The organism is Streptomyces hydrogenans, from assembly GCF_014656075.1.
Lineage (GTDB): Bacteria > Actinomycetota > Actinomycetes > Streptomycetales > Streptomycetaceae > Streptomyces > Streptomyces hydrogenans.
Map to the genome: position 1 here is coordinate 42057 of NZ_BNBS01000023.1, position 12087 is coordinate 54143.

The 12087-nt window shown below is 70.5% G+C and carries 12 protein-coding genes; 5 read left to right on the plus strand and 7 right to left on the minus strand.

Features of this window, described 5'->3' with window-relative positions:
* Nucleotides 1-9: 9 nt before the first annotated feature.
* Nucleotides 10-765, minus strand: a complete 756-nt coding sequence (locus tag IE321_RS12805; protein WP_190222938.1) for a hypothetical protein — start codon at nucleotides 763-765, stop codon at nucleotides 10-12.
* Between the two features lie 72 nt (nucleotides 766-837).
* Nucleotides 838-3606 (minus strand): hypothetical protein, encoded by a 2769-nt coding sequence (locus tag IE321_RS12810; RefSeq protein WP_190222939.1) that lies wholly within the window; start codon nucleotides 3604-3606, stop codon nucleotides 838-840.
* A 567-nt stretch (nucleotides 3607-4173) separates the two neighbouring features.
* Between IE321_RS12810 and IE321_RS12815 the strand changes: the two genes are divergently transcribed.
* Both IE321_RS12815 and IE321_RS12820 read left to right on the plus strand, forming a co-directional pair.
* A complete protein-coding gene (locus IE321_RS12815; RefSeq protein WP_190222940.1) occupies nucleotides 4174-5424 on the plus strand; it encodes an MFS transporter in 1251 nt (416 codons plus the stop codon).
* A gap of 184 nt (nucleotides 5425-5608) precedes the next feature.
* Nucleotides 5609-6139, plus strand: coding sequence for a TetR/AcrR family transcriptional regulator (locus tag IE321_RS12820; protein WP_268257411.1), 531 nt, complete (start codon nucleotides 5609-5611; stop codon nucleotides 6137-6139).
* Between the two features lie 74 nt (nucleotides 6140-6213).
* Here the strand turns inward: IE321_RS12820 and IE321_RS12825 are convergent, their stop codons facing one another.
* Nucleotides 6214-6819, minus strand: coding sequence for a dihydrofolate reductase family protein (locus IE321_RS12825; protein ID WP_190222941.1), 606 nt, complete (start codon nucleotides 6817-6819; stop codon nucleotides 6214-6216).
* A gap of 255 nt (nucleotides 6820-7074) precedes the next feature.
* Here IE321_RS12825 and IE321_RS12830 point away from each other — a divergent pair, with 255 nt between their 5' ends.
* The 3 genes from IE321_RS12830 (at nucleotide 7075) to IE321_RS12840 (ending at nucleotide 8546) form a co-directional block, all read left to right on the plus strand.
* Complete coding sequence (locus tag IE321_RS12830; protein ID WP_190222942.1) at nucleotides 7075-7461, plus strand: hypothetical protein; 387 nt, start codon at nucleotides 7075-7077, stop codon at nucleotides 7459-7461.
* Nucleotides 7462-7628: 167 nt separating this feature from the next.
* Nucleotides 7629-7829 (plus strand): hypothetical protein, encoded by a 201-nt coding sequence (locus IE321_RS12835; RefSeq protein WP_190222943.1) that lies wholly within the window; start codon nucleotides 7629-7631, stop codon nucleotides 7827-7829.
* 105 nt (nucleotides 7830-7934) lie between these two features.
* The gene (locus tag IE321_RS12840; RefSeq protein WP_190222944.1) at nucleotides 7935-8546 is read left to right on the plus strand and encodes an SMI1/KNR4 family protein; all 612 of its coding nucleotides are present in this window, start codon (nucleotides 7935-7937) and stop codon (nucleotides 8544-8546) included.
* A 66-nt stretch (nucleotides 8547-8612) separates the two neighbouring features.
* Here IE321_RS12840 and IE321_RS12845 read toward each other — a convergent pair whose 3' ends face one another.
* From IE321_RS12845 to IE321_RS12860, 4 genes are all read right to left on the minus strand, one after another.
* Complete coding sequence (locus IE321_RS12845; RefSeq protein ID WP_190222945.1) at nucleotides 8613-9170, minus strand: hypothetical protein; 558 nt, start codon at nucleotides 9168-9170, stop codon at nucleotides 8613-8615.
* Nucleotides 9171-9419: 249 nt separating this feature from the next.
* Nucleotides 9420-10007, minus strand: coding sequence for a 3'-5' exonuclease (locus IE321_RS12850; RefSeq protein WP_190222946.1), 588 nt, complete (start codon nucleotides 10005-10007; stop codon nucleotides 9420-9422).
* Nucleotides 10008-10165: 158 nt separating this feature from the next.
* Nucleotides 10166-10645, minus strand: coding sequence for a hypothetical protein (locus IE321_RS12855; protein ID WP_190222947.1), 480 nt, complete (start codon nucleotides 10643-10645; stop codon nucleotides 10166-10168).
* Nucleotides 10646-10760: 115 nt separating this feature from the next.
* The gene (locus IE321_RS12860; protein WP_190222948.1) at nucleotides 10761-11945 is read right to left on the minus strand and encodes an FG-GAP-like repeat-containing protein; all 1185 of its coding nucleotides are present in this window, start codon (nucleotides 11943-11945) and stop codon (nucleotides 10761-10763) included.
* Nucleotides 11946-12087: the final 142 nt, after the last annotated feature.

The window sequence follows — 12087 nt, forward strand, 5'->3', positions numbered from 1 at the left end:
GCCGGGCGTTCAGGGCGCCGTCTCGAAGGCGGCGACGAATCCCTGGGTCGCCAGCAGATCGCCGACCAGTTGCTCGGTCGTCCGTGACGGTTCGTCATCCGTGATGGCGGGGAAGACCGCCAACCACGCGCTGGAAGCGAGCAGGGCGCCGCCGTCGTGGGCCTCGGGCCGCGGGCTCGCCGTGTCGACCGCCCGCTTGGCCTGGCTGAGCCGGCGCAGCGCGTCGGTGAGGTCGAGGCGGTCGAAGAAGAGCGTCGACACCCGCAGGGGCAGGTCGCGGGCCGGCGCTGTCGGATCGAAGGGGGGCGGTTCGTCGTACCGGAGGTCGTAGGGCCGCTGGAACCCGTCCTGGGCTGTGCCCGCGGCCGTCGCCCAGGCCGCCTTCGCGTGGGCGGCGGCGAGGAGGCCGCCGACCGGCGCGGTCTTCACCGTGATCACGGTCTCCAGGGACATGTCGAGCCAGCGCACCGGGGGCGTCGCCGGGATCTCGACGGTGGCCCGGGCCTGTTCGGTCGCGGGGATCGACTTGTCCCACGAGCCGTGGACGGCGGTCGTGGCCTGGACGGCGGTCTGGAACTCGGTGCGGTCGACGCGGACGGACTCGACCGCTCTGATGTCGAGGTGGGCCGGGTCGTAGACGGAGGCCAGCAGAGACTTCACGCGCTCGCGCTCCGGGTCGGTGGCGGGGAGCAGCAGCGCCTTCACGTTCTCCGGCCGTAGGTACCGGAGCATCAGACCGTCGGTGAAGGGGATCGTGGCTGCCATCTCGCTGTCACCTTCTCCAGAGGTACGTCGGGGGCGGGTCGTGTCGGCCGGGCGGTCGGGGCTCCGTCGGTGTCAGCCGTCGTCGAAGGCGGGGAGGCAGTAGGCGCAGCCGTTGTAGCCGTGGGCCAGGGCGAGGTCGATGCGCGGGAACGGCACCTTGCTCGTCTGGTTGATCTTCTCCCAGAAGGGGCAGGTCGAGATGTGCACCTCGTGGGTGTGCCTGTTGCCGAAGAACCATTCGTCCAGGTCCTTGACGGCGGTGATCTCGATCGTCAGGCGTCCGGCCACCTCGTCGTTCTGGAGCTGGGTGGTGACGAGGTCGTACGGCTGGAGGTGCACGGCCTCGTGGGCGAAGTCGATGGTGACGTCGGCGGTCACCTCCTCGACGGCGCCGAGGCGGAAGCCCTTGACGACGCCGATGTCGCCGCCCTTCATCCGCAGGGTGGAGCGGACGTCCCCGGATTCCGTCAGCGCGATGTCACGGAGGGCGGCGGGCGGCCGCACGATCCGGCTGAGGGTCCGGATGGTGATCTGGGTGTCCGGCGGCATGGCCGTGGCGTCGAGTTCCCAGGCGCCGTCCGTGGGCTCCGGCCCGCCGTTGAGCCGGACGCTCATCTTCGTCTGGCCGCCGAGGAGGGAGCTCCTGGGGTAGACGTTGCGCTGGCCGACGTTGTTGTCGAAGCGGACGAGTTTGTCGTGGGCGACCTCCTGTCCCGAGGTGGCGGTGACGGCGGGGTCGTCGGCGCCGTGCACGACCGCGATCAGGCATTCGTGGTCGGGGATGGTCGGCGTCCAGGCGAAGGGGCCGACGCGCACCGAGCCGCCGGCCGGGATCGGCACGTGGATGGTCTCCGTGCCGATCTTCTTGAAGTGGGTGGGCCAGGTCATCCCGGTGCCCGGGTTGCACCGGCGCGTCTCGACGGTGAACGTGTCCGGCAGGGCGTCGTCGGTGCCGCGGTTGTGCACCCGCACGTACAGGTTGCCGGGCCGGTTCGTGATCGGTTCCTGGTGTTCCTCCTGGCCGTCGGGCTCCAGGCGGACCCAGATGTCGGGCGACGTCCAGAACGGGTCGTTGTCGCCGCCGCTGGGCACGGCGCCGGTGTCCCCCAGCCGGTCCGCGATGAACACGTCGATGTCGGGTTTGGCGAAGAGCCCCTGACGGACGAACGCGTTGCGCATCACGTTCTTGTGCAGACCGCCGTGGACGACGGCGTCCGCGGCGATGCAGATGTCGGCCATGTGCACGGCGTTGGCCTTGCTCTGCGGGGTGTCCGCCCCGAGGCGGGGCACCATCGCCAGGAGCACCTTGATCATCTTGTCGCCGGCCAGGAGCCGCGCGCTGTCGTGCTTCGACGACCCGCCCATGCCGAGGTAGCACTGCCACAGCGCCGACGCCAGCATCGAGGTGCGCAGGTCGGCGCTGTAGGTGGCGAAGCCGGCGTCGTCGAAGCGCTGGGTCAGGTCGAGCCGGCGCTCCTTGCTCCACGACTCCGTCTTGTTGTTGTCGTAGGGGAACGTGTCGGTCCGCCGGTTCCCGGCGGGGTTGAACCGGTCGCGGTAGATCCCGGCCATGACGTCGCAGATGCTGTGCTCGTACTCCAGGGCGGTCGTCGCGCCGGGCCGGAGCCACTGCACGACTCCGTGGGTGTACTCGTGCACGATGATGCCGAGGTCGGCGGCCCCGGGAACGAGCTTCATGTCGAAGCGCATCCGCGGCGGGTTCGTCGTGCCGATCCACTCGCTCTTCTCGATGCCCGGCGCCCCTTGCGGGTCGATGTCGACCTTGACCATGCGGGCTTTGAGGTCCGGGTTGCCCAGGCCCCGGAGATAGCGTGCGAAGGAGTCGGTCCAGTAGTAGGCGTTCGCGCCGAGGAACGCGGGGTCCGCCCGGTGGCTGTCGAACTCGAAGGAGGGCGTGGCCGATTCCGGCGGGAGCTGGCCGGACTGGTCCCAGTCGACGCACCGGCACCAGTCTCCGTCGAGACGGAACGTCCCGCCGACGGCGTCCGCGATGTCGGTCTGGACCTCGACGGCGAGGTCCTTCAGCGTCTCCGCGGTCGTCAGGGAGCTCAGCGTGTCGTCGCCAGACATCGTCACCGGGTCGGGCATGTAGACCCTGAGCGTCCCCGTCACGTACCGCCCCGCGAGCTCGATCCAGAGCAGCTTCCCGCTGACGGCGTCCACGACGACCCGGAAGTGCTCGAAGGGACCGGCGGTCTCGACGATCAGGTCGTGGACCAGGTGCAGTCTGCCGTCGGGCCGCCGCCTCCCCTTCCTCAGGAGCGCGACCGGCGCGGTGGGGTGGTCCGCCTCCGGCAGCGGGGGCCTGGACGTGTCCCGCAGGTAGACCAGGTTGTCGCGGACGACGGCTGCCGCCGCGTACCCCTCGCCGAAGGGCGCGAGCGCGGCCTTCTCGACGACGTCGACGGTCCGCGCCTCGCTCACGTCGGGAGCGTCGGAGACGTCGGCCTCCGTCGTGTTCTCGACCTGTACGACGGCCGCCTGTCCCGTGTCGGCGACCATCTGGAGCGTGGCTCCGAGGATGGGCACGTCCTGGTGGAACTGCTGGTAGCGCACGTTGAGCGTCGCCGGGTCCTCGTCCTTCCCGACCTCGCGCAGGTCCGCGCCCACCGTCCCGAGGTCCCCCGCGTGCTCGCGCACGAAGGTGTTGACGGCCCTGCGGGCGGTCGGCGCGCGGAAGAGCGTCGCACCCGGGTCCAGGTACCTGCGCAGGATCCCGTCGGCGCCCCGGTGCTCACCGACCCCCGGGGACAGCCTCAACGGCAGCCCGGGCCGCGGGCCCGGGTCGTTCCTGTGCCTGCGTTCCTCGTTCCGGCCCATGACGTGCTCCTCTGCGCACAGGGATCGGTACCCCCCTGTCAGCCCCCTCGGCGCCCGTCGCCGCCGCCCGGGCACGGCGGCGGGCCGGCCGCGGCGGCACACGGGACGGTGGGGTTCGTCAAAGGACCTCCGAGGGACCGTCGATCCGGGAGGGCGGGACGCGGGGGTGCGTGATCCTCGACGCTCGTCCCCCGCGGGCGACCGCCGTGTGCGCCACGAAGGTGCCGCGGTTCCGCTTGCCGACCATGGCTCCTGCTCCGATCGCCTGTGGCCGCATTCCCTTCACCAGCTTAGACACGCGCACGCGGACCTACCACGCGAGCAGTTCCCCCGCAGCCCGGCCTCGCTGACTCACCGTCACCGACCTGACCGTCCGTTACCGCGTTGACCCTCCGTCACCTCCCTGACTCACCGTCACCCCTCTCCTCGCCCCCTCCCGCGCCCGGGCCGGGCGCGGCTCGATCTTGAATAGACGCAACGTCCAGTCTAGTGTCGGGGAGAGGCGCCGCCCCCTCCGTTCACGGGCCGCGTCGACACGCGCACGGCTCTCGTCGAAAGGCAGGCTCCATGACGTGGAGGACCGACCCCGTCCTGACGGGCGGGCGGAGATCATCGGGAACCCATCGGCTCGGCGTGGCCGCCGTGGCGTTCGCCTTCTGGGTGACGATGGCGGGGACGACGGCTCCGACGGCTCTGTATCCGTTGTACGGGGAACGCTTCGGGTTCTCTCCGACGACGGTGACGGTGATCTTCGCGGTGTACGCGATGGGGGTGGTGGCGGGGCTGCTGGTGTTCGGGCGGGTGTCCGACCAGGTGGGACGGCGCCCCGTGCTGGTGGCGGCGACCCTGCTGGCCGCCGGGGCCGCCGGGGTGTTCCTGGCAGCCGACAGCCTGGGGGCGCTGCTCACGGCCCGGGTGATGTCGGGGTTCGCGGCGGCGCTCGTGACGGGCGCGGCGACCGCCGCGCTCACGGAACTGCTCCCTCCGGGCGGGAGGACGCCGGCCCCGATGGTGGCCCTGGGCGCGAACATGGGCGGGCTCGCCTGCGGGACGTTGCTCGCCGGGGTCCTGGCCGACGGGATGGCGGCCCCGCTGCGGAGCCCGTGGGTCGTGATGCTCGTGTTGTCCGTGCTCGGACTGGTCGGCGTGGCGGTCACACCGGAGACGGCGGCACACCGGTCGGCGCTCACCCTCCGTCCGCAGCCGCTGCGGATCCCCGCGGAGATCCGCGCGGACTTCCTGCGGGCGGCCATGGCCGCCGGGGCTGGCTTCGCCGTGCTGGGCGTGCTGACCGCGGTCTCCGGGCTGTTCCTGGGAACGGTGCTGCACGAGCCCGGCCACGCGCTCGCCGGGGGCGTGGTGTTCACCGCCTTCGCCTGCACCGCGCTCGGCCAGTTGACGGTCCGCCGGTTCCGGCCGGCGACGGCGCTGCCGACGGCCTGCGCGGGGCTGATCGTCGCCGCGGCGCTGATAGCCACGGCGATGGCGACCGGGACCCTCGCGCCCCTGCTGATCGGGGCGGCCGCGAACGGCCTCGCCACCGGGATCGCCCTCGGCCACGGCATCGGGAGCATCGCCGCGCGCAGTGCCCCCGAACACCGCGGCGCGACCGTGTCGACGTTCTTCGCCCTCCTCTACTCGCTGCTCGCCGTCCCCGCGATCGGCGTCGGCGTGCTGATCCGCGCGACGAGCCTGCGGCCGGCCGGCGAGGTGTTCAGCGGCGTGGTCGCGCTGCTCGCCCTCGTCGTCCTGCTGAGCCTGGTCCGCACCCGCGGCCCCGGTCGCCCCGACGTTTCGGGCGGCGACGCGCACCCCTGACCGGGCCGGATCCGTCAGGCCCCGGCGTGCCAGAATCGCCGCAGGTCCACGAGACGAGGAGTGAGCGACCATCAGTGCCGCACGGAAGACCGACGCAGGGTCCGGAACCGAGACCGGGCGCACCCCGTCCGCCGTCGTCAGCCGCACGGGCCCCCGGCGCAGCGAGAGCATCCGGCTCGCGGTACTGAACGCCGCGGACGACCTGCTCGTTGAGCAGGGATTCACGGCGACGACGAGCGAGGGCATCGCGGCCCGGGCCGGCGTCGGCAAGCAGACCATCTACCGGTGGTGGAAGTCGAAGGTCGACATCCTGCTCGACGCCCTCATCGACGACGCCCGGGAGGGCCTCGCCTGGGCCGACCCGGCCGGCACGCCCACCGACGACCTGACGTCCCATCTGCGTCGCGTCGCCGCGTTCTTCCAGGAGCCGGCCGGTCAGGTGCTCCAGGCCCTCCTCGGCCACGCCCAGCTCGACAAGGACACGGCCGTCGCGCTGCGCGAGCGATTCCTGCGGGAGCAGCGCGCCCGGGACGTCGCGGGACTCTCCGCGATCCTCGAACGCCACACGGGCCGACCACCGCGCCCCGAGACCGTCGACGGCCTCGTCGACCTGCTGCTCGGCCCGGTCTCCCACCGGATCCTCGTCCAGGGCGCCCCCGTCGACGAGGACCTCGTCCGGGCGACAGCACGCGCCGTCCTCCAGCCCGCGACCTGACCGGCATCGTACGAACGCCCCGGTCCGACCGCCAGGCCCCGCCGAGCAGCTCTCGTCGACGTCACTCGGGGATGTCACTCGGGGGCGTGCAGCGGCGGGCGGTCGAGCACGCGAGGCTTGTACTCGACCAGCTGGATGCGGCCGTCGAAGGTGCGGTGCTCGATCATCTCCAGGGCGACGTCCGGATAGCCGTCGTAGATGCGTTCCTCACCCGTGGCCCCGGTGATCACCGGGAACATCACGACCCGGAAGCGGTCGACGAGGCCCGCCCGCAGCAGCGACCGGCTCAGACTGAGACTGCCGATCGTGCTGAGGAGCCCCGAGCCGTTCGCCTTCATGGCGCGGACCGCCTCGACCGCGTCCTCGCGGACGAGCGTGGAGTTCGCCCACGTCAGCGGCGCCTCCAGCGAGGAGGAGAACACCACCTTGGCCGCCTGCGTGAGCTCGTCCACGGACGCCTCTTCCTCGGGCCTGAACTCGTCCTGGCCACTCGGGACCTCGCCCGCGGCGAAGCCCGACATCAGGCGGTAGGTGTTCGCTCCCATCAGATAGGTGACCTTGGGCTGCTCACCGAGCCACGCGAGGTACTCCGGCCCCTCAAGGCCCCAGAATCCGGGCCATCCCTCTCCTGACGCGCACCCGTCGAGGGAGGTGATGAAGTCGACGAGAAGTTCCGACACGGCGGTGTCCTTTCCTAGGAGGTCACCAGCTTGGACCGGCCGGAAGCCACAAACTCATCGGCCGCGCCGTGAAACGACGAGACACCCCCTACCGCCGCAGCCGACCGGTCCTCCGCATCCGGATGCGGACACCGAGCCGTTCGCCCCTCCACCGCACGCCGCACCCGCCGAGAGCGAGGCGGCGCTCCTCGCGCGGCCGGCGCCGCCAAGGACCCCTTGGGGAGGCGACAACCGCCGGCCTGGCAGGATCCACTCATGAACGACGCGCCGGTGGGCCCGGTCGAGACGGAGCCGGACCTGGAGTGCCAGATCCATGTCGCCGCTCCTGGCCGCGATCGGTTGATGGAGCGGCTGGCGGCAACCCTGAACGTTCCCCTCGCCCCGGATCACGTCATGTCCTACGGGTGCGTCACGGTGGAGTGGGACCACAACGCCTACGAAGGAACCGGCTCGCGGGTTGATTTCCTGGACTGGCACTCGCTCCTGATGTGCCAACCGAGTCCCGACGCCCCACCGTCCGCTGTCGTCGCGGACGTGGTGACGATCCTGGAAGCGCTCAGGACTGCCGGCTACCGCGCCGTGCCGACGTGCGACTACGAGGACCTCTTGCACGCGACGGACCCCGACAGCCATCCGGCCTGAGGCCGCAGCAGGGCGACGCATGTGCAGCGCAGGTCCTCCGCCCTCGGGGCCCGGGCCTTCCCCTGCCGGGAGCCCACAAGTCGGCTGCGACCACCGCGTCCTGCCCGGGCGTCTCGCGCTCCGGGGACGGGCAGGCCGAATGATCACACTGCCCTACGATCGCGGTCATGATTCTCCCCCTCACCGGTCGTCCTACCTGGAAACACATGGCGGGCGCCCTCGTCCTCGCCACCCTGATATGGACGGTCTGGTACGGCACGCAGCCCGTCTACCCGGGCTGTACCTTCTTCGGCGACTCTTACGAGAAGGCCATCGAAGAAGGTCGGTGCGCTCCGCCGGAATCGAGGTTCAGCACCTGGATGCACTGAACCTTCTTCATGCACGCCGGCAGGAAACCTGACACCGACCACGCCCACGGGCGCTGGCCGCGGCATCGCCGGGTCGCACCCCGGGATCAGCCCCTTCGAGGAACCATGACCGACCACCTGCAAGCCGTGTTCGACATGCTCGGCCCCGGCGAACACCGCTATGCCGATCCTGCCGCGTGGCTCCGCCTGGAGCAGGAGCTCGGCAGAGCGTTCCCTGCGGACTACAAGGCGATCGTCGACGCCTACGCACCCGTCCAACTCAACGGCCACCTCTACCTCTCGTCTCATCCGGCTTGCGCATGGCGGGAGCTGGGCGAGGAGATCCGGTCGACGTCGAAGGTCTGGGCGGAGAGCCTGTGGGAGTCCTACGACCTGGAGCCCGACGAGGATCCCCGCGTGATCTGCAACCGCCCCCAGATCACCTTCGGCACCCCCGACGGGCTCATCCCACTCGCCGGCACGGACCAAGGAGCCGCCATCTTCCTTGCCCCAGAGGTCCACGGATTTCCCGACGGTGTGGTGGTGCAGGGGGAAGAAGGGGAATGGGCCGGCCACGCCATGACCTTCGCCGAGTGGCTGTACCGCTATCTGATCGGCGAGGAGATGGCCGGCTGGGACAGCGCGACTTTTTACCCCGGACCCGTCCGGCTGGAGTACATGCCCACAGCACCGGGGGAACGCACGCGCGTGGCCTACGGCCCCGACCGCGGCAGGTGAGGTCCGCCCCGAGTGCGACGCCCCCAAGCCTCCCGGCAGACGCTTCCATGGTTCCGGCGAGCCCCTTCAGAACCGCTGTGCGGGTCCGATGACCGTGAGTCCTACCTGCGCGGCGAGCCAGTGGGCGTAGGGCTCCCTTCTCTGGCGGCCGTCGAACACCGCGCTGCGGACGTGGACGAGGACGGTGTGGTCATCGACGCGTTCGTCCGCGTAGCGGCTGCGGGTGTTGAAGAGGAGTGTGACTTCAGCGTGCTTGGACTCGCCGTGGAGTCCGACCTCGGGCGCGTCCGGCCACTCCAGCGAATCCCAGTGGATCTCGCCCATGGTGGGGCCGATCGCCGCGGTGAAGGCGTCCTCGATGCTGCCGACCGGCAGGTCCCCCACTTCCCATTCCACCGGCAGCCGCCCCTCGAACGCCGCCGTCTCCACCGGTAGGCCGCTCGCCGGGACACCGATGGCCAGAGGGGGCTGGTCCTCGAACGGCACCCCTTCGAATTCCTCGATCTCGGACGCCCCGCGGAACCAACCCATGGGCATGGCCTTCGCCAAGCGCCGCACCTCGGCGACGGAGGAAAGCTCCGCGTACGCGGAGACCTCGGAATACTCGCGGCGGCCGAACTCCATGAGACGGCGCGCGGTACTCAGAGCCAGCGCTGGATCGGGACTGCAGAAGACGGGGTAGGCAACGTCATTGGACATGCCGGGACTGTGCCATGCCTGTAGTCACAGGACATCACATTTTCCACGGGCCTCCTACGGCTGGGCAGGCCGCGAGACGCGGTAGAGCTCCTTGAGCGCTCGGGAAGGCGCGTAGGTGGTCGAGATCGGAACACACGCCTTGCCCTCGAAGCGCGCCTCGACGAGCAGGCGAGGCTAGACGGCGGTGGCCGTGCCCGGCCATGCCCCGCGGCCCACCAGATCGAGAACGAGTGCGGCGATGTTCCACGCGTCGTCCTCTCCGCGGTGGTGGCGTCCCTCGAGCGGCAGTCCGGCTATGCGCAGAGCCTGGTCCATGCCGGGTTTCTTGCGCAGCCCGTAGGCCGCGGTGAATACGGCCTTGGCGTTGGTGTGGGTGCGCTCGGTCGGATAGCCGAACGGAAAGGCCACCCCGTCGGCCTGACTCTGCCGAGCGAACTGCCGGCGGTCGTACTCGCCCCAGCTCGCCCAGGGGCGCTCCCCGGCCTCGTGCTCCTCGACGAGGATCCGGCACGCCTCGGCGAAGGAGACGCCCCGTTCCACCTCGGCTTGCGTCAGTCCGGTCAGTTCACTGCAGAAGCCGCTCACCCTCGACCGGACAGGGCGGACCAGGACACGATGCCGGGACACCCGGCGTCCTGCCGAAACGTCCACGACGGTGAGACCGATCTCGATGATCTCGTTCACCGAGCCGGGCGGCGGCTGCCCGTCCCAGCAGGTGGCTTCCACATCAATGACGTTCAGCAGGGAGGAATCGCGGCGCATGGGGCCGAGGGTAGGGATGATCGCCCGGTTCCGCCCCTCGATTTCCGCACGTCCACGCCGTCGCCGCCGACACCGACTTCGTCGGCGCGAACCTCACGCCTCGATCCGGACCGGATCCCTCTCTGCGTCAACCCCCGAAGGACTTCAGACGCCGACCGTTATGAGGCGGCTGAGTTCTGCCGAACGAGCCTTATGTCGAGGGAACAGGGAATCTCGATGTCGTCCGAGAGGCACAGGGATGATCCCTCGTCGATGGCGTTGAGGTTGATCAGGCAGGTGCCTTGCTCCACCCCCTCGAAGGAGAGGTTCACCGTGTCTCCTTCGACGTATTTGTCCAGAGCGGAAGAGGTTTCCGGGCTGTCCGGGTCAGAGCCCCAGAACGCCCACCTGCCGGCTCCTTCACCCTGCGGACAGCCATCCCAGGAGGAGAGGGATCCCCAGTCGAATCCGGAAGCCGTGAACCGATGGTCTACCTGAAGTCTCACCGTCTCACCGTTCTTTCCCTCCCATGCTCCGATCACCGATTCCACACCGACTCGGGACAGTTTCTCGGATCCGGAACACGACGTCACACAAGCGGCGATGGCCATCACCGAGGTCAGAACGAGGAGTCGCTTCTTCCACTGCATGTCTGTCACTGCCTTTCACCCCTTCACGGGGACGCGGCCTCGTCCGCCGGGCCCGCGTCCTCGGGGCCCGGCGGCGCCACGCCGTCCCGGGCAGGTGGCCCGGGACGGTCGTTCAGGGGGCGGATCAGAAGGTGCCGGCGCCTTCCAGGGCCCACCAGGAGTAGTTGCCGTCGTCGACCTTGCGGAGGCCGCCGCCGGCGAGCCCCTGGTACTGGTAGAGCGCGCCGTTGTCGGCCGCCTGCAGATCGGGGCGTCCGTCGCCGGTGGTGTCGCCGACGCCGAGGAAGTGGTACATGGAGTTCCAGCCGCCGGAGCCGATGAGCTTGCGCGCACCGAGGGTCCGCGTCGAGGTGCCGGGGTAGAGCCACAGCTTGCCGGTGGACTTCTCGACGGCGAGGAGGTCGGCGCGGCCGTCGCCGGACATGTCGCCGACGCCGACGAGGGCGTTCAGACCGTTCCAGCCGCCTGCGCCGACGAGCCGACGGGCTCCGAGTCCTCCGGAAGCCGTGCCGGGGTAGAGCCAGAGCTTGCCGGTGGACTTCTCGACGGCGAGGAGGTCGGAGCGGCCGTCACCCGACAGGTCACCGAACGCGGCGAGCCGCCCCAGGGAGTTCCAGCCGCCGGTCCCGATGAGCTTGCGCGCGCCGAGCCCTCCGCTGCCGGTGCCCTTGTACAGCCACAGCTTGCCGGTGGACTTCTCACGGGCGATGACGTCCTCGCGGCCGTCCCGGCTGAAGTCCCCGTGCCGCACGACGGCGTCGAACGCCTTCCAGCCGCCGCTGCCGACCAAGCGGCCTGTGCCGTCGCCGGACATGAACCACAGACGCCCCGCCTCGTCCCGCAGAATCGCGTCCGCGCACCGGTCGCCGTTCAGGTCCCCGAATCCGGCCGCCTTGGGTGAGACGGCCGTCTTCCAGTACGGATACGCCTTCCCCTCGCACTCGCGCAGCGTGGGAACGAGCTTGATGGAGCTGATCCCGGTACTGCCGCCGCTGGTCGCGTAGACCTGGGCGGGAGAGTCCCACGAGTAGCCCTCCGTGTAGTTCGGCCGGCCGAAGAAGCAGGCGTACGAGCCCGTGCGGTTCATCCGGGTCCGGATCTTGTTGTCCCAGTTCCCCAGTGTGGCGGCGCTCGTCCTGGTCTTGAACATCGAGCCCGTGCCGTCGTCGTTCGCCCAGGCGCAGAAGTAGCCCTGGGGGCAGTCGCTGATCGCCGCCCGGGCGGGCGCGACGCCGGCCCCGAGCGCCAGCGATGTGAGCCCCAGTGTCGTGGCCATGGCGGCCACGCGCCGACGCGGAGTCGTACGCATAGAGTCCCCTCCCTTACGCGGCACGAAGAGCGAGCGTGACGTGCCGCGCCAGGAAGATATCCCGGGCTCGCGGGCAACCGGTCAAGGGCCCCGGCCGTGGCGCCCGGCGCTCCCGGATCCGCCGGGCGTCAGTAGCGGGTGC

What these genes read in the sequence shown, in the direction of transcription:
- IE321_RS12805 (WP_190222938.1), bottom strand. Translation starts at nt 765, where the DNA reads ATGGCAGCCACGATCCCCTTCACCGACGGTCTGATGCTCCGGTACCTA.
- IE321_RS12810 (WP_190222939.1), bottom strand. Translation starts at nt 3,606, where the DNA reads ATGGGCCGGAACGAGGAACGCAGGCACAGGAACGACCCGGGCCCGCGG.
- IE321_RS12815 (WP_190222940.1), top strand. Translation starts at nt 4,174, where the DNA reads ATGACGTGGAGGACCGACCCCGTCCTGACGGGCGGGCGGAGATCATCG.
- IE321_RS12830 (WP_190222942.1), top strand. Translation starts at nt 7,075, where the DNA reads ATGAACGACGCGCCGGTGGGCCCGGTCGAGACGGAGCCGGACCTGGAG.
- IE321_RS12835 (WP_190222943.1), top strand. Translation starts at nt 7,629, where the DNA reads ATGATTCTCCCCCTCACCGGTCGTCCTACCTGGAAACACATGGCGGGC.
- IE321_RS12840 (WP_190222944.1), top strand. Translation starts at nt 7,935, where the DNA reads ATGACCGACCACCTGCAAGCCGTGTTCGACATGCTCGGCCCCGGCGAA.
- IE321_RS12845 (WP_190222945.1), bottom strand. Translation starts at nt 9,170, where the DNA reads ATGGAGTTCGGCCGCCGCGAGTATTCCGAGGTCTCCGCGTACGCGGAG.
- IE321_RS12850 (WP_190222946.1), bottom strand. Translation starts at nt 10,007, where the DNA reads ATGCGCCGCGATTCCTCCCTGCTGAACGTCATTGATGTGGAAGCCACC.
- IE321_RS12860 (WP_190222948.1), bottom strand. Translation starts at nt 11,945, where the DNA reads ATGCGTACGACTCCGCGTCGGCGCGTGGCCGCCATGGCCACGACACTG.